At 64.9% G+C, this 16,371-nt stretch carries 16 protein-coding genes; 5 read left to right on the top strand and 11 right to left on the bottom strand.

Annotation, left to right across the window (positions count from 1 at the left end; all coding sequences use genetic code 11):
- Nucleotides 1-2: 2 nt before the first annotated feature.
- The gene (locus tag H7R73_RS21115; RefSeq protein WP_103260904.1) at nucleotides 3-1,379 is read right to left on the bottom strand and encodes a bifunctional NUDIX hydrolase/phosphatase PAP2 family protein; all 1,377 of its coding nucleotides are present in this window, start codon (nucleotides 1,377-1,379) and stop codon (nucleotides 3-5) included.
- A 172-nt stretch (nucleotides 1,380-1,551) separates the two neighbouring features.
- Here H7R73_RS21115 and H7R73_RS21110 point away from each other — a divergent pair, with 172 nt between their 5' ends.
- Nucleotides 1,552-1,929 (top strand): hypothetical protein, encoded by a 378-nt coding sequence (locus tag H7R73_RS21110; RefSeq protein WP_010675931.1) that lies wholly within the window; start codon nucleotides 1,552-1,554, stop codon nucleotides 1,927-1,929.
- Between the two features lie 80 nt (nucleotides 1,930-2,009).
- On the opposite strand, the gene H7R73_RS21105 is transcribed toward H7R73_RS21110, so the two are convergent.
- The gene (locus H7R73_RS21105; protein ID WP_103260903.1) at nucleotides 2,010-3,311 is read right to left on the bottom strand and encodes a hypothetical protein; all 1,302 of its coding nucleotides are present in this window, start codon (nucleotides 3,309-3,311) and stop codon (nucleotides 2,010-2,012) included.
- 219 nt (nucleotides 3,312-3,530) lie between these two features.
- Here H7R73_RS21105 and H7R73_RS21100 point away from each other — a divergent pair, with 219 nt between their 5' ends.
- On the top strand, nucleotides 3,531-3,848 hold the full coding sequence (locus H7R73_RS21100) for a DUF1496 domain-containing protein (protein WP_039040821.1): 318 nt from the start codon (nucleotides 3,531-3,533) through the stop codon (nucleotides 3,846-3,848).
- An 895-nt stretch (nucleotides 3,849-4,743) separates the two neighbouring features.
- Here the strand turns inward: H7R73_RS21100 and H7R73_RS21095 are convergent.
- On the bottom strand, nucleotides 4,744-6,192 hold the full coding sequence (locus H7R73_RS21095) for a catalase (protein WP_103260902.1): 1,449 nt from the start codon (nucleotides 6,190-6,192) through the stop codon (nucleotides 4,744-4,746).
- Nucleotides 6,193-6,344: 152 nt separating this feature from the next.
- On the opposite strand from H7R73_RS21095, the gene H7R73_RS21090 reads away from it, so the two are divergent.
- Nucleotides 6,345-6,833: a GNAT family N-acetyltransferase gene (locus H7R73_RS21090; protein ID WP_010675925.1), complete on the top strand. Its 489-nt coding sequence runs from the start codon at nucleotides 6,345-6,347 to the stop codon at nucleotides 6,831-6,833.
- Nucleotides 6,830-7,687 carry an AraC family transcriptional regulator gene (locus tag H7R73_RS21085; protein ID WP_103260901.1) on the top strand — a complete coding sequence of 286 codons (858 nt, stop codon included), beginning with the start codon at nucleotides 6,830-6,832 and terminating at the stop codon, nucleotides 7,685-7,687. The genes H7R73_RS21090 and H7R73_RS21085 overlap by 4 nt, the downstream gene beginning before the upstream one ends.
- 69 nt (nucleotides 7,688-7,756) lie before the next feature.
- On the opposite strand, the gene H7R73_RS21080 is transcribed toward H7R73_RS21085, so the two are convergent.
- Nucleotides 7,757-8,656, bottom strand: coding sequence for a DMT family transporter (locus H7R73_RS21080; protein ID WP_042864813.1), 900 nt, complete (start codon nucleotides 8,654-8,656; stop codon nucleotides 7,757-7,759).
- Nucleotides 8,657-8,765: 109 nt separating this feature from the next.
- Nucleotides 8,766-9,206 (bottom strand): DUF2214 family protein, encoded by a 441-nt coding sequence (locus H7R73_RS21075; RefSeq protein ID WP_103261195.1) that lies wholly within the window; start codon nucleotides 9,204-9,206, stop codon nucleotides 8,766-8,768.
- A 110-nt stretch (nucleotides 9,207-9,316) separates the two neighbouring features.
- On the opposite strand from H7R73_RS21075, the gene H7R73_RS21070 reads away from it, so the two are divergent.
- Nucleotides 9,317-10,921, top strand: coding sequence for a sensor domain-containing diguanylate cyclase (locus H7R73_RS21070; RefSeq protein ID WP_103260900.1), 1,605 nt, complete (start codon nucleotides 9,317-9,319; stop codon nucleotides 10,919-10,921).
- Between the two features lie 23 nt (nucleotides 10,922-10,944).
- Here the strand turns inward: H7R73_RS21070 and H7R73_RS21065 are convergent, their stop codons facing one another.
- The 6 genes from H7R73_RS21065 to H7R73_RS21040 form a co-directional block, all read right to left on the bottom strand.
- Nucleotides 10,945-11,604: an HAD family hydrolase gene (locus H7R73_RS21065; protein ID WP_041211889.1), complete on the bottom strand. Its 660-nt coding sequence runs from the start codon at nucleotides 11,602-11,604 to the stop codon at nucleotides 10,945-10,947.
- A 65-nt stretch (nucleotides 11,605-11,669) separates the two neighbouring features.
- On the bottom strand, nucleotides 11,670-12,677 hold the full coding sequence (locus H7R73_RS21060; RefSeq protein WP_103260899.1) for an ABC transporter ATP-binding protein: 1,008 nt from the start codon (nucleotides 12,675-12,677) through the stop codon (nucleotides 11,670-11,672).
- Between the two features lie 6 nt (nucleotides 12,678-12,683).
- Entirely contained in the window at nucleotides 12,684-13,460 is a 777-nt protein-coding gene (locus tag H7R73_RS21055; protein ID WP_039040132.1) for an ABC transporter permease, read from the bottom strand.
- Nucleotides 13,453-14,349 carry an ABC transporter permease gene (locus H7R73_RS21050; RefSeq protein WP_103260898.1) on the bottom strand — a complete coding sequence of 299 codons (897 nt, stop codon included), beginning with the start codon at nucleotides 14,347-14,349 and terminating at the stop codon, nucleotides 13,453-13,455. The genes H7R73_RS21055 and H7R73_RS21050 overlap by 8 nt, the downstream gene beginning before the upstream one ends.
- Nucleotides 14,349-15,182, bottom strand: a complete 834-nt coding sequence (locus H7R73_RS21045) for an alkaline phosphatase family protein (protein ID WP_103260897.1) — start codon at nucleotides 15,180-15,182, stop codon at nucleotides 14,349-14,351. Before H7R73_RS21045 ends, H7R73_RS21050 begins: the two co-directional genes overlap by 1 nt.
- A gap of 10 nt (nucleotides 15,183-15,192) precedes the next feature.
- Nucleotides 15,193-16,239, bottom strand: a complete 1,047-nt coding sequence (locus tag H7R73_RS21040) for an ABC transporter substrate-binding protein (RefSeq protein WP_010675915.1) — start codon at nucleotides 16,237-16,239, stop codon at nucleotides 15,193-15,195.
- Nucleotides 16,240-16,371 lie beyond the last annotated feature (132 nt).

Genomic DNA, 16,371 nt, shown 5'->3' with positions numbered 1-16,371 from the left:
CCTTAACGAGGGGTTGAGCGCCCGGTTCGGGCACCGTGACGGATAGCGGACAACGACCACCAGAGCCCGGCGCTGAGCCAGAACCCCAGGCAGCCAAAGAGCCACCCTTGTCCCGCGAGGATCAGCAGAGAGCTGCTGGTGAGCGCGGGCACCAGGAACAGGAGCCCTGCCACGACCAGTCCCCCTGCCAGGGTCAGCAGCGCGGCGGGCAGGGCGGGGGTGGGGCTCCGTTCGAGTGATAGCAGATTACCCGATACCAGCCCCAGGGTGAACATGGCAAGCCCGGCCAGGGCGGTGGACTGGGTGAGCCAGGCCGAGAGGGCGCTGGCGATGAGCACCCCGGCCCAGGGGAGCGGGCGCGCCGCCAGCTTCGCCAGCGGGGCGCGCAGTGCCAGCAGCAGGGCCCCCAGGGCAAGGCCGGCCACCACATCCGAGAGGAAGTGGACCCCCAGCCAGACCCGGGCCAGCCCGGCCACGCCGGCCAGCAACAGGGCCAGCAGGGCCCCCTGCCAAACCCGCAGCGCTGGCAGCCAGCCAAGCAGCAGGCCCCAGTAGAGCAGGGTCGAGGCGGCGTGGCCGCTCGGCATGCCGAAGCCCTGGGCACTCTGGCGGGCCAGCTCGGGTTGCAGGTGGAAGGGCCTGGGCCAGCCGATGCCCGCCTTGAGCAGGTTCACCACCAGGGTGAGCAGCACCATGGCAAACAGCAGGTGGCGCAGCCTGGACCAGCCGAGCAGGGGCAGCAGCAAGGGCAGCAGCGCCAGCTGGAAGGGGGCCGAGCCCAGCAGATTGCCCGCCCTTGGCCAGAGCGCATCCGGCCCTAGCCACCGTTGCAGGCGCTGGATCAGCGGCAACTCGGCGCGGTGCAGCTCACTGGCCGCGTCGCTGAAATCCGTCACCCACAGCACCTGGCTCTCGGGCACCTCGGCCAGCCTCGGGGCTATCCAGTCGAGCTGCGCCGGGAAGCGACGCTGGTCAGGGGGCAGGTCGGCGGCCGCGATCAGCCTGGTGTTCAGGATCTCGCCACCGAGATCCGGGGCCTGGAGCAAGGAGACAAACCCCGTCCCTCGCTGGACCCGCAGGGGCTCCAGGGTCTGGCAGGCGAACACCCTGGCCCGTTGCCAGCGCCCCAGCTCGCCGGTGACGCGACCCTGCAGGCCGGTCTCCTCGAACAGCTCGCGCAGGGCCGCCTGCTCCGGGGTCTCCCCCCTGTCGATGTAACCGCCGCTCAGGCTGTAGCGCGAGGAGAGCCTGTCCTGCACCAGCAGGATCCCTTGCTGGTGGCGGATCACGCAGGCGGCCGCAGAGGGAGGGGATTCGGCGCGGGAGGCGGGCAGGGCACCGCCCAGCAACAGCAGCAGGCAGAAGACGACTCGAAACATGATGACACCCAGGGGCAAGGAGTGGGGACAAGGGTCACAGAAATCAGACGGTCGGGCAATGGCTTGCAGGGGGCACCGACCCTGTCGGGGACGCAAGGATTGCCGTCTGCGCGGGCAGTCCCTAGTATTGGCGGCTATTGTTCTTCTCATTCACTACATTGTGGGGCTCTTCATGCGACAGTTCGGTTTCTTTCTGGGGATTGCCATCGGCGTCATCCTGATACTGTTTGGCAGCATCGTCATCTTCCAGGCCCTGCCTGCGGCGCTGGACGTGCTGGAGATGCCGAGCCGGATCCCCTTCGTGCGCGAGGTGTACACCTGGCTGATGAGCAGCGCCAACGGGCTCACCGCCCAACTGGAGCAGAACTTCCTGGAGGCATTCCAGACGGTGCTCAAGCTGATCCTGCTCATCACCTTCATGTGGGTCTGCGTCAAGCTGGTCAACATGGGGGTGCTGATCATCCGGGCCGGCGTCGACCTTATCCGCACCGCCATCGAGCACAGCGAAGAGAAGGGTGCCAAGCCCACCGAGCAGGACCGCCATTTCTGATCTTCCCCTGCTACGGGTCAGATAAACAACAGGCCATCATGTGATGGCCTGTTTTTATGGTGGCATGACGCTTAAAAAAATCAGTTAAGCAGCTTTTCCAGCTCCGCTTCGGCATCCGCCCTGGCCTGATCGCTCAGGGTGCCGGAAGTCGCTTCCCGCTTCTCGCCCTGTTGCTGCACCGCCTTGGCCGCTTGCTGCTGTGCACTGGTCGCGGCACTGATGGTTGCGGCGCTGCTGGCGGCCTGCTTGGCGCCGTCACTCACTGCCTTGGCGGTTTGCTGCTGTGTACTGGTCGCGGCACTGATGGCCGCTGCGCTGCTGGCGGCCTGCTTGGCGCTGTCACTCACCGCCTTGGTCGCTTGCTGCTGCGCTGTGGTGGCGGCACTGATGGCGGCGGCACTGCTGGCGGCCTGTTTGGCGCTGTCGCTCACCGCCTTGGCGGTTTGCTGCTGCGTACTGGTCGCGGCACTGATGGTTGCTGCGCTGCTGACGGCCTGCTTGGCGCTGTCGCTCACCGCCTTGGCGGCTTGCTGCTGCGCCGTGGTGGCGGCACTGATGGCGGCGGCGCTGCTGACGGCCTGCTTGGCAGTGTCACTCACCGCCTTGGTGGCTTGCTGCTGCGCTGTGGTTGAGGCGCTGATGGTGGTGGCGCTGCTGACGGCCTGCTTGGCGCTGTCGCTCACCGCCTTGGTGGCTTGTTGCTGCGCCGTGGTTGCGGCGCTGCTGACGGCCTGCTTGGCCGAGTCGCTCGCCGCCTTGGTCGCTTGTTGCTGCGCCGTGGTTGCGGCACTGCCGATCACCTGTCTGGTGGAGTCGGACAGGGCCTTGCTGGCGCTCTGTTGCAGGCCCCCCATCATGGTGCCCAGCAGAGAACTGCCCGCGCCCGTGAGTCCCTGACCGGCACCGGTCAGGGCCGTGGCGGCCGGGGTGGCCTGGGACTGCCAGCCCTGCATGGCGCTGGGCCAGGTCGGGGTGGCGGCCGTCAGGTTTTCCCCGAAGACCTGGGTCGCCCCGTCACCTTTTTGCACCATGACGGCGAGCTGGTTGGTGTCGGCGTTCCAGACCATGCCGGCCTGCTTGGCCACGTCCGGCACGGGGGCGTAGCGGGAGACCACGTAAAAGAGCGGCCCCTCCTGTTGCAGCTCGTCGGCGGTCTTGAGCAGCTGCATGGTGCTCTCGTAGTTGGGCCCCAGCATGGCGGTCATTCTGTCCTTGATCAGCGGCTGCTCGAACAGGTTGGCCTCGTTCGGATCGAAGCCGACCAGCGGCTTGAGCAGGGCCCACATCAGCTGGCTGGTGGGGCTCATCATCAGCAGGGGGGCGACACAGGCGGACAACATCAGGCTCAGGCAGGCAGCCTTGAGCAACGGCATGATACGCATTGACAACATATCCAGTTAATTATCTGATTATTAAGGGTTATTCATTACCGCATCCCGGCGATGCCGGTGGGGGCCCACGGCAGAACCCTGACAGGCCTTGGCGGGCGCAGGCAGGCTATCATATTGCTTCCGGAATGCCAGATGAGCCGACATTTATTGGTCAAGTCGAGGGCTCTGCTGGTCGCTCTACACTTTCACTCCCCCGTGACAGGAATTCCCATGATCCGTTGTGCAGGTTGTCTGCTGGCCCTTGGCTGGCTCTTCCCCGCGTTGGCCGCCCCGGCGTCCAACACCCTCAGCCACTCGGTGGGCACCGAGCTGGTGCTGCCCCTTGGTTCGCTGCCCGAGCGGGTGTGCTGGTATCAGGATCAGAAATACTCCCAGGGGGCCCGTATCCAGCAGGGGGAGCTCTGGCTGGAGTGCGCGCCGCAACAGGCGATGGAGACCAATGGCCCCCTGATCTGGCGAGAGGTGACGACGCCGTCACAGAGTGGTGAACCGGAGGGCAACCAGCGGACGATCCGGGTGGGCCAGTGAGCCTTTTCTTGATCCAGCTACAGACACGGGCGTGATCTCTATCGCATAATGCGGCTCTTTCTTCTCTTGACTGGGATCTAAGCAATGGCTCGTCGCTCTTCCAATGCACAACGTCGTCGCAGTAGCTGGTGGTACAAACGCTTGTTGGCAAGGGAGCGGGAAGAGCGCGAAGCGCGTTCCGTCCGGGATTGATACTGCATTGAACAACGGAGCCTCGGGCTCCGTTTTTATTGGTGACTAAACGTGCATTACCGCAGGCAGGTTTATTACCACAGGTGGATAATGATGCCGCTCTGTCAGTGCACAACGTCGTTGCCGTCGTGAGCTGGCGGTACAACCCCTTGTTGGCAAGGGAGGGAAGCGCGCGAGGGCGCTGCGTCCGGGATGGATACGGCATGGAAGAACGGAGCCTCGGGCTCCGTTTTTATTGGTGAATATAAGTGCATTACCACAGGCAGGTTTATTACCACAGGTGGATAATGATGCCGCTCTGCCAGTGCACAACGTCGTTGCCGCCGTGAGCTGGCGGTGCAAATCCTTGTTGGCAAGGGAGGGAAGCGCGAGGGCGCTGCGTCCGGGATGGATACGGCATGGAAAGACGGAGCCTCGGGCTCCGTTTTTATTGGTGACTAAAAGTGCATTACCGCAGGCAGGTTTATTACCACAGGTGGATAATGGTGCCGCTCTGCCAGTGCACAACGTCGTTGCCGCCGTAAGCTGGCGGTAAAACCCTTGTTGGCAAGGGAGGGAAGCGCGCGAGGGCGCTGCGTCCAGGATGGATACGGCATTGAAATCGGAGCCTCGGGCTGCGTTTTTCATTCATCAAAGACCGTCATGCGAGAACGGGGGCCATCAGGCCCCCGTTTTGCTTTTGCAGAGGTTGGCTGCCTGCGACTCAGCGTTGCAGGGCGGCCAGGGCCAGCTCGACCCGTTTGGCGTACTCGGGGTCGGCCTGCTCGAAGTGCCTGAGCTGGGCCGCGACGATGGCGTCATCCTCCACGTTGATGAGGGAGCGGGCCAGGTTGGCGGCGAGCCGGGCACGCTGCCCCTCGTCCATCAGGCGGAAGAGATCCCCCGGCTGGCTGTAGTAGTCGCTGTCATGGTCACGAAAATCGTAGTGCAGGGCAGCCCCTTCCAGACTCAGGGCCGGTTCGTGCTGCTCGCTCGGCTGCTGGGTGCCGAAGCGGTTTGGCTGGTAGTTGGGGCTGGCGCCGCCATTGCTGTCCGCTCGCATGGCGCCGTCGCGGTGGGCACCGTGGTGGAACGGGCAGCGCGGGGCGTTGACCGGCAGCAGGCCGTGGTTGACGCCGAGGCGATAGCGCTGGGTGTCACCGTAGGAGAAGAGCCGCCCCTGCAACATGCGATCCGGCGAGAAGCCGATGCCGGGCACCACGTTGGCCGGGGTGAAGGCGGCCTGCTCCACGTGGGCGAAGTAGTTGTCCGGGTTCTGGTTGAGCTCCAGCACGCCCACCGGGATGAGCGGGTAGTCCTTGTGGGGCCACACCTTGGTGAGATCGAACGGGTGGATCTTGTAGGTCTGGGCCTCGGCCTCCGGCATCACCTGCACATAGACCTTCCAGCGCGGGAAGTCCCCCCGCTCGATGGCGTTGAACAGATCCGCCTGGCTGGTCTCTCTGTCCTGACCGACGGCGGTGGCCGCCTCTTCATCGGTGTAGAAGCTGTGGCCCTGCTCGGTCTTGAAGTGGAACTTGACCCAGAAGCGCTCGTTGGCCGAGTTGATGAAGCTGAAGGTGTGGCTGCCGTAGCCGTTCATCTCCCGCAGGCTCCTGGGAATGCCGCGATCACTGAACAGTATGGTGACCTGGTGCAGGGATTCCGGGTGGCGTGACCAGAAGTCCCAGGCGGCGGTGGCGCTGCGCAGGTTGGTGCGGGGATCCCGCTTCTGGGTGTGGATGAAGTCGGGGAATTTCAGGGGATCGCGAATGAAGAACACCGGGGTGTTGTTGCCCACCAGATCCCAGTTGCCCTGCTCGGTATAGAACTTGAGGGCGAAGCCGCGCACGTCCCGCTCTGCGTCGGCGGCCCCCTTCTCGCCGGCCACGGTGGAGAAGCGCAGGAACACCGGGGTCTGCTTGCCGACGGCGTTGAACAGGTCGGCCTTGCTGAAGGCGCTGATGTCGTGGGTCACGGTGAAGGTGCCGTAGGCGCCCGAGCCTTTGGCGTGCACCACCCGCTCGGGAATGCGCTCGCGGTCGAAGTGGGCGAGTTTCTCCATCAACCAGATGTCTTGCATCAGGACGGGGCCGCGGGGGCCGGCGGTGAGGCTGTTGTTGTTGTCGACGACGGGGGCGCCGTTGGCGCTGCGCAGGGTCTTGTCGGTCATGGCGGGTCTCCTTGTGATGAGTCGCCAGACTAGGGGAAGTGGGGGAGCGGCTCCAATGGAGTGTGCCTAACCCTTTGATTGGTTTCGCTGATGGGGGTGGAAACAGACGCCAGCCTTGCGGCAAGATGGGATTCAGCCAATCAGGAGGTCTCATGTCCATCACCATTCGCCGCGCCGGGCCGGAAGATGCCGCCGCCCTGCGGGATCTTCACGCCATGCCCCATGCCCAGGCGGGCACCCTGCAACTTCCCTTCCCCTCCCTGCAGCAGTGGGAGCAGAAGCTGACCCCGCGGGATGGCATCTACAGCCTGCTGGCGGAGTGGGAGGGGGAGGTAGCGGGCGCGCTGGTCCTGATGGTGGAGCCGGCCCCCCGTCGCCGCCACGTGGCGAGCATCGGCATGGCGGTACACGATGACTGGGCCGGGCGCGGGGTGGGCACCGCCCTGATGCAGGCTGCGCTGGATCTGGCGGACAACTGGCTCGGCTTGACGCGGGTGGAGCTGACGGTCTGGGCCGACAATCAGGCAGCCCTGGCCCTCTATCGCAAGGCGGGCTTTGTGGAGGAGGGCGTTGCCCGGGATTACGGCCTGCGTCATGGGGTGCTGGTGGATGCCCTCTACATGGCCAGGGTGCGCCGATGATCGACTATCGCGAGCGCCTGACGCCGGTGCTGCGGGCACTGGAGCGGGATCCGGATCTCTCCATCGAGGCGCTGGCGAGTCGCGCCTGCCTCTCCCTCTACCACTTCCACCGGGTGTTCACCGCCGTGGTGGGGGAGGCCCCCGGCGAGATGTGCCGCCGCCTGCGGATGCAGCGGGCGGCGTGGCAGCTCTGCTACACCGATGCCAGCGTCACCGCCATCGCCCTGGGGGCGGGGCTTGGCAGCTCCCAGGCTTTCGCCAAGGCGTTTCGTCGTCACTATGGTTGCACCCCGGGGGCGTTTCGCCGCGACAAGGGCAAGAACGGACACCTGGATCGCAAGGAAGGACACGCATGGCAAGGGGCACTCCCTTATGCTGAAGGCCACTCATCAGCAAGGAGCAACACCATGAACACCGTCGAGATGGACGCCCGCACCCTGGCCTATATCCGCGTGACCGGCCCCTATGGCGAAGGGTATGACGCCGTCTGCCATCGCCTTCACCAGTGGGCCGCGCCCCGTGGCCTGGAAGGGGGAGAGTGGATCTTCATCTACCACGACAACCCCGAGGTGACGCCGCCGGCCCAGTGCCGCACCGATATCGGTATCAGCGTGCCGGTAGGTACCCTGGGGGCGGGGGAGGTGGAAATTCAGCTCATCCCCGCCGGACGCTACGCCCAGTCCCGCTATCTCATCACGGATCGCAGCCAGTACGGGGAGCGCTGGCAGGAGCACATCGGCGATATCGTCGCGGCCGGGCTCGCCTTTGGGGACGGCCCCTGCTTCGAGCTCTATCACAGCGTGAGCAATGACCCGCTGCGGGATGACGTGAGCTTCTGCTCCAGTGTGCGCTAGGCAGGCGGCAATAAAACGAGGCGCCCAAGGGCGCCTCGTTTTATTTGGAGTCAATGACCACCGCAGATATCAGGGCTGGCTGGGCACCTTGTTGCGGCGGGACTTCCACCACCAGCGCAGGCGGATCTGGGAGATGAGCATCCCCGCCAGCATCAGGGCGCAGCCGACCACGGCCCGTTCGTCCAGATGTTCCCCCAGCAGCAGGACACCGCCGATGGCGGCGAACACCGTCTCCAGGCTGAGGATGATGGCGGCGTGGGCCGGATGGGCACCGCGCTGCCCCACCACCTGCAGGGTATAGCCGATGCCGACCGAGACCAGACCGGCGTAGAGCAGCGCCTGCCAGCCCGCTACGGCACCACTCGCCGTCGGGGTCTCGATGACGAAGGCCGTGGCCAGGCTGAGCAGGCCGCACACCACGAACTGCACCCCGGCAAGACGAATGGGGGCGACCCGGTTCGAGTAGTGATCCAGCACCAGCAGGTGCACGGCCCAGAACAGGGCCCCGATCACTTGCAGCAGATCGCCGTAGCCGATGGTGAACTCCTCGGTGACGCTGAGGTAGTAGAGCCCGGCCATGGCGATGAGGGCGCCTACCCAGGTGTTGGCCCCGGTCTTGTGGCGCAGGGCCAGGCCGATGACGGGGACCAGGATGATGTAGAGGCCGGTGATGAAGCCCGCCTTGGCGGCCGTGGTGTAGAGCAGCCCCACCTGTTGCAGGGAGGCGGCGGAAAAGAGCACGGTGCCGGCGATGAGGCCCCCGGTCAGCAGCAGGCGGTGATCACCGGCAGGCTGGGGCGGCTGGCGTGACTTGAGCCACCACAAGAGCGGCAGCAGGGAGAGGGCGCCTAGCAGGAAACGCAGGCCGTTGAAGGTGAAGGGCCCCATGTGATCCATCCCCAGGCGCTGGGCGACGAAGCCCAGCCCCCAGATGGCGGCGGCCATCAATAACATCATGTTTGAACGCATACGGAATCATCCCTGAGAAAGAGTCTCGGCGGCACTCGGGCCCCGCCATTACGATACCTGCGAGAAGGGGCGTTTGTCGTCAGCCATTTGTTGCCGGGCGAGGGCAGGATCAGCGGCTGGCCAGCTTGGCGAGCAGGGGCAGCAGGCCGAGCAGCAGCAGGTTGCCCCGCAGGATCCAGATCACCCAGAACTGCTGCTGGGTGGAGACAAGGGGAGCCCGTCCCTGGCGCAAGGATCGGCGCCAGTGGTGGAACAGCCGGCTGGGGTAGCCAAAGCTGATGGCCATGGCGAAGAACATCAGCAGCTTGGTGCGGTAACCCGGATTGGCAAGCAGGATGGCCGGTGGCTGGGGATGGGCGACCACCAGCAGCACGCCCGTGATGAAGATGAGCAGCAGAGCCAGGGCGGCCAGGCTGTCAGCCAGCAGCAGCTTGCGCACCTGCTCGATGGACATGCCGCGCCGGAACAGAAAATACTCCGAGGTGATGGCGCCGGTCAGGGTGATCACGGCGCAGTAATGGAGCGCGGTCAGCAGATCCGGGTTCAACATCCAGGCCAGTTCCTTCTCGTTGGCCACCTGATGCGCTTCCCTTTGGACGCCATCAGGTGGGGCTGATATTCTGACACTACACGATGTCAGGGGATAGCATGGAGTCAGGGTTGGATAAGCGAGCAGTCTCCAAAAAGACCTGGTCCCTGGTGGCACGGATGCGCCTGGGCCTGCTTCTGCTCTTCATTCCCGTCCTGATGCTGGGCGCCATCTACTACTTGCACATGGAGCGCAGCCTGCAGCGAGAGCTGCAACAGCGCCTGCTCGCCACCAATCACCAGTTGCGCCACGTCTTCATCGAGCCCTACCTGAACGAGATGGAGCGTCAGTTCTCCCTCATCTACGACCAGGTCAAGGTGGAGGACATCAGCGGCCCCCGTCTGCGCAACACCGACTCCTATCTCAGGGAGTGGCGTCTCTACAAGGGGGTGATGGCGGATCTCATCTACATCTATGTGGGCACCGCCGAGCGCCAGATGCTGATCTACCCCGAATGGCAGGCGGATGCGGACTTCGATCCCAGGGTGCGCCCCTGGTATCAGCTGGCCAGCCAGCATGTGGGCAAGATGGTCTGGACCGAACCCTACTACGACTACACCAACGGCACGCTGGTGATCGCCCTGGCGCGGGCCATCACCGACAAGGAGGGCAAGGTGCGGGGGGTCTTCGCGGTGGATGCCATCCTGGCCCCCTTCTCCGCCCAGCTGAACCGGCAGTGGAACAGCGGCTACCAGATGATCGTCAACCAGTCGGGCAAGGTGCTGGCCCACCCCGATCCCTCACAACTGCTCAAGCCCATGACCCACCCGACCTGGCTCTCCCGCTTCAGCGGAGAGGACGGCATCTTCCTGGATCAGGCGTCTCGCCAGTTCGTGGCCTACAGCCGTCTGCCGGACCACAACTGGGTGCTGATCAGCGTGTTGCCCGCCTCCAGCATCCAGGCGGTGGTGGCGAGCGCCTCCCTCAACGTGCTCGGGATCATCGTGCTGGCCAGCGTGCTCTACATGGTGCTGGCACTGATCTGGTCCCGTTATTTCAGGCGGATGCTGGACGAGATCTCCACCGTGATCCGGGCCAGCCGGACCCAGCCTGACGAGGTGCACCAGGGGGGGATGCGCGAGCTCAGGCACGTCTATGCCGAGCTGGCGGAGGTGAGCAAGGATTATCACGAGGTGCGCCAGCAGGCGAACCTCGACAAGCTGACCGGCCTTTACAACCGGCGCTTCTTCGACGAGCGGTTGAATCGGCTGCTGCTCGATCAGGACCGCTTCTGCCTGGCCATGATCGATCTGGACGGTTTCAAGCGGATTAATGACACCTATGGTCACCAGACCGGGGACGTGGTGCTCAAGCGGGTGGCCAGCTTTGGCGCCAAGCTGCTGGGGGATCATGGCTGGGTATGCCGCTATGGCGGGGAAGAGCTGGTGGTGCTGTTTGCCAATCCCGATATCCACTTCTGCCAGATGCTGCTGGAGCAGTACAGGATGGGGGTGGCCTCCCTGCACTGGCGTGAACCCGGTCTTGGGATCACCTTCAGCGGCGGCCTGGTGGCGAGTGCCCCCGGGCTTGGGGCCAGGAGCCTGCTGACCATGGTCGATGCCGAGGTCTATCGCGCCAAGGGTGACGGCAAGAATCGCATCTACATGGTGGATCCCCTGGCTCCCCGGGACGACTCGCCCTCAGGGGATGGCATGTTGAGCAAAGAAGAGGCCTGAGGGCCTCTTCTTCATTGCGCGGATCAAGGGTGCAACTGCCAGGTCCAGAGGGGCCAGCCCAGCTCCTCGGCGCACTGGCGCAGGGCGGGGGCCGGATTGACCGCATGAGGATGGCTCACCGCCTGCAGCATGGGCAGATCGTTGTGGGAATCGCTGTAGCCGAAGCTCCCCTGCCAGAGGTGTTCCTTTCCGGCAAAGAGCTGGTTGATGCGGGCCACCTTGCCTTCGCGAAAACTCAGGGTGCCGCGGGTCTGGCCGGTCAGCATGCCGGCTTCCTCGTCGAGCAGGATGGCCACGCAGTGATCCATCCCCAGCATCTGCGCCATGGGGGCCACCAGATGCTCGCCGGAGGCGGAGATGAGCACCAACTCGTCGCCACGCTGGCGGTGCCACTCGATGCGGGCCAACCCCTCCGGATAGATACGCTCCCGCAGCACCTGTTCGGCAAAGCGGGTGCAGAGGGAGTCGAGCCACTGGCGCGTCCTGCCTGCCAGCGGTTGCAGGGTGAAGGCCATGTACTGGTGCATGTCCATCTTGCCCTGGTGGTAGAGGGACATCATGGCCTGCTCCTCGGCCACCATGCCCGCCGGGGCCAGCTCCTGGGCCACCATGTACTCCAGCCAGAGGCTGGCGGAATCCCCCGCTATCAGGGTCTCGTCCAGATCAAACAGTGCCAGGGCCATGGCTGCTCCTCGGGTTGGCTGCCAGCATCGGGGAACTGGCTGAAAAATGAATGGGATTCATGGCGTTATGCTACCTCACAGAGTTGATCCCGGGCCACCACCAGGGTCACGGCGCTGCCCACCGGCAGCAGATCGCTGGCACGGCGGTTGAGGCAATCCACCGTCAACAGCCCCGCCTCGCACTCCACCTGATAGCGGATGACGTTGCCGAGCAGCTGCTGCTGGCGAACGATGCCGGGCAGGCTGGGCTCGTGGCTGACCGCCCCTGCGGGCAGCAGGGTGATGGACTCCGGCCGCAGCGCCAGCTTGCCGCGAAAGCGCGGGCCGAACAGGGATTTGGCCTGCTCGCCACCCAGCAGGTTGTAGTTGCCGATAAAGCCCGCCACGAACTCGCTGGCGGGGCGGGTGTAGATCTGCTCCGGTGTGCCGCTCTGGACGATGGACCCCTTGTTCATCAGGAAGATCCGATCCGACAGGGTCAGCGCCTCCTCCTGATCGTGGGTCACGAAGATGGTGGTGAGCTCGAGGCGCTGCTGGATCTCGCGGATCTGCTGGCGCAGGCTGCGGCGGATGCGGGCATCCAGCGCCGAGAGCGGCTCATCCAGCAGCAGGATCCGCGGTTGCACCACCAGGGCGCGGGCCAGGGCCACCCGCTGGCGCTGGCCGCCGGAGAGTTCGCCCGGATAGCGGCGCTCGAAGCCGGTCAGCTCCACCAGCGCCAGCGCCTCCTGCACGCTGGCGGCGAGATCCCGCCCCGGCTGGGGCTTCATCTTGAGGCCGAAGGCGACGTTGTCCCACACCGTCATGTTGGGGAAGAGCGCATAGCTCTGGAACACCATGCCGATGCCCCGCTTCTGGGGTGCCTGCCAGGTAATGTCCTCACCGGCCACCCGCACCTGACCGCCATCCACCGGGGTGAGCCCGGCCAGGGCCCGCAGCAGGGTGGATTTGCCGCAGCCGGAGGGGCCGAGCAGGGTCACCAGCTCCCCCTTGCGGATGCCGAATTCAATCCCCTCGAACACCTTGGTGTCGCCGTAGGATTTGTGCAGTTGATTCACTTCTAGATGGAACATGTTGATTCACCGATGAAATCTGTTGGCCGCCCAGGTGAGCAGCAGGGTCAGCAGGAAGTAGCTCATCACCAGTGCGCTGGTGAAGTGGCCCGAGGTGGCGCGCATGTTGTAGAGGTAGACCTGCAGGGTCTCGTAACGGGTGCCCACCAGCATGTTGGCAAACACGAACTCCCCGAGCAGGAAGGAGAGGGAGAGAAACAGCGCCGCCAGCAGTCCCTTGCGCAGGCAGGGGATCACCACCAGCAGGAAGGCGCGGGCACTGCTGGCCCCCAGCAGGTGAGCGGCATCCATCAGATCTTTCAGCGGCACCCCTTGCAGGCTGTTGGCCAGCGCCCGGTACATGAAGGGGAGCACCACGGTGAACCAGGTGCCGATCAGGATCCACGGCGTGCCGATAATCGGCAGCACGCCGTCGGCGTAGATCTGCAGCAGCCCCACCGAGGAGACCACGGGCGGCACCGCGAAGGGGAGCAGGATCAAGAGGTTCATCCAGGGATCCAGCCTGGGGAAGTAGTAGGCCACCACCAGCACGGTGGGCACCAGCACCAGGGTCCCAAGCAGCAGGGTGGCGAAACAGACCAGGAGGCTGCGGCCAAAGGCCGCCAGAAAGCGCGGGTCGCCCCAGAGTTTGAGATACCAGTCGAGGGTGAAGCCGTCCGGCAGCAGGGTCGCCCCCCAGCGGGTGGAGATGGAGTAGAGAAAGGTGGCCAGCAGCGGGAGCAACAGGGTGGCGACCAGCGCCCCCAGCACCCATCTGGGCCAGCGCGGCGTCAAATCATGCATGGGATTGCCCCTTGTTCACATAGCTCTTTTTCAGCAACCACTGGTTGGCGGCTGTCACCACCCCCAGCAGCACCATCAGGATCACCGCCAGCGCCGCCGCGAGATTCGGCTCGAGGAAGATGTCGCCGGAGACCAGACTGGCCACCCTGATGGTCACCAGGTTGAAGTTGCCGGTGGTGAGGGCGTAGGCGGAGGCATAGGCTCCCACCGCGTTGGCAAACAGGATGATCAGGGTGCCGAGCAAGGCGGGCGTCAGAACCGGCAGCGCCACGTGCCACACATACTGGCCCTTGCTGGCGCCAAGCAGGGCGGCGGCCTGGGGCCACTCATCCTGCAGGGCGTCGAACGCCGGGTAGAGCAGCAGCAGGGCAAGCGGGATCTGGAAGTAGGTGTAAATCAGGATAAGACCGCTGCCCGAATAGAGGTTGAAGCCGTCGATGAGGCCCCAGGATTTGAGCAGCAGGGTCACCGCGCCATTGATGCCGAGCACGATGATGAAGGCGAACGCCAGCGGCACGCCGCTGAAGTTGCCCGTCATGGTGACGAAGGCCAGCAGCACCCGCTTGACCCGCTCGCCGCTGTGGCGCAGCGCCGCCGCCCCGAGGGTGCCGATGGCGAGCCCCGCCAGGCTGGCGATGCCGGCGATGCGCAAGGAGTTGCCGAAGGATTGCAGATAGAAGGGGGAGCTCAAAATCTCCCGGTAATGGTCGAGACCCCAGCCATCGGTTGTCTGGACGCTGCCCACCAGTACCCACACCATGGGGGCGAGCTGGAACAGGATCATCAAGAGGACAAAGGGCAGCAGCACCAGGGCCGGCAGCCAGTGGCGGCGCACCCGGCGTGGCTTCACCTGTTGATCCGCGAGGATTTCGGTGGTGGCAGGCATCATCAGTGCACCTCGCGTATAAAGGCCGCCTTGAGCAGCGGGGGGGCTGCCGGCTTGTCGTGGGGAACCCCCAGCAGATCCGCCATCAGGGCGCAGAGCTGGGTCTGGGCGATCACTACCCCATCCGGCCAGCGCTCGACGAACGCATCGCCAAAGAGCCAGAGCGGCACGGTGCGCTCCTCGGCCAGGGTGCCGCCATGGCTGAGATCGTTGTTCATGCCGTGATCCGAGGTGATCATCACCTGATACCCCTCTGCCAGCCACTGGGGCAGCAGCTCGGCCAGCAGGCTGTCCATGCGGCGCGCCTGATTGCGGTACTGGCGGGAATCGAGACCGAACTGGTGGCCCGCATCGTCCACCCCCATGGGGTGGATCAGCAGAAAATCGGGGTCGTACTGGCTGCGCAGCCACTCGCCGTCCATCAGCAGGTGGCTGTCGGGGTAGGCGTCATCCCAGTAGAAGCAGCCGTGCTGGATGGGCAGTTGCTCGTCATGGGTGAAGCGATCGCGGGCCGCCAGCCAGGGGCTCTGGTTGTAGAGCTCGCTCACCCAGTGGTAGGCCGCCGCTGCGGTGCGTTTACCCGCGGCCCGGGCCAGATGGAAGATGGAGTCGTGTTGGCTCAGGCGCGTCACCCCGTTGTGGGTGATGCCGCTCGCCACCGGCGGCAGGCCGGTCAGGATGCACTCGTAGAGAGGGCGGGAGAGGGAGGGCAGGGCGGCACTCAGGGTCGTATGCAGGCCGCGCTCTGCCTCCACCATGCCACAGAGGTAGCCCATGCAATGGGCTACCTCTGCTGCCAGGCCATCCACAAGTACCACTATCACCTTGTGTTGCACTGGCCACTCCTTACTGCATGTTGATCATGACGGTTTCCTGCCACTGGCGCGGCAGGGCCTTGGAGCTCTGCTCCCAGGCGGCGTGATCCTGCACCGGCTTGGCATTGGCATACTGCTCGGCCGGCAGCAGCTTGGCCTTGACGTCATCCGGCAGGGTCACGTTGCTGCGAATGGGGCGGGCGTAGCCACGGGCCAGGTTGATTTGACCTGCATCGGAGAGGATGTATTCCCGCGCCAGCTTGGCGGCGTTGGGGTTCTTGGCCCACTTGTTGATGATGGTGGTGTAGCCGGCGATGACGGAGCCGTCGCTCGGGATCACCACATCAAACTTCTTGGGGTCGATCTGGTCGCGGTAGTTGAGGGCGTTGAAGTCCCACAGCACCCCCACTTCCACTTCGCCTTTCTCGATGTTGGCGATGGTCGGGTCGTTCAGCGACAGGCGGCCCTGCTTGGCCAGCTTGCCGAACAGATCCAGGGCGGGTTTCAGATTCTTCTCGCTGCCGCCGGTGGCATAGGCCGCCGCCAGCACGCCGTTGTTGGCCTGGGAGGCGACGCCCACGTCACCCAGGGTCACCTTGTAGTCGCCACCCAGCAGGGATTGCCAGCTGGTGGGGGCGGCCTTGACCAGATCCTTGTTGATCAGGAAGGCGATGGTGCCGGTATAGGCCAGCATCCAGTGGCCGTCCGCATCCTTGGCCCAGTTGGGAATGTCGGCCCAGGTGGAGGGCTTGTAGGGCTGGGTGACCCCCTGCTTGACCGCGACCGGGCCGAAGGCACCGCCCACGTCGCCGATGTCGGCGGTGGCATTGGCCTTCTCGGCGGCGAACTTGGCGATCTCCTGGGCGGAGCTCATGTCGGTATCCTGATGCTTGATGCCGTAGATGCTGCCGAGCTGCTGCCAGGTATCCTTCCAGTTGGCCCAGCTGTCCGGCATGCCGACGCTCTGGAGCTGGCCTTCACCGCGGGCGGCTTTTTCGAGATCCGCGATGTTCTCGGCGGCAAACAGCGGTTGACTGATGGCCACCAGGGCCAGTGCACTTGCGATCACGCTTTTCATCATCCCATCCCTCTGGACTAGGTCAGTTAAGGTTCGAGAGGGATGCTAGAGGGGAAATATGACGGTGGCGGGGCGCTTTGATGGCAGTTTCGTGACAATCGCCCTGTCATGGCGCTGTCATCAGGGGCGGTT

Source organism: Aeromonas sp. WP2-W18-CRE-05, assembly GCF_014168615.1.
Classification (GTDB): domain Bacteria; phylum Pseudomonadota; class Gammaproteobacteria; order Enterobacterales; family Aeromonadaceae; genus Aeromonas; species Aeromonas caviae.
The sequence above is the reverse complement of the archived record's forward strand: the minus strand, read 5'-3'. Positions and strand labels throughout refer to the sequence as shown.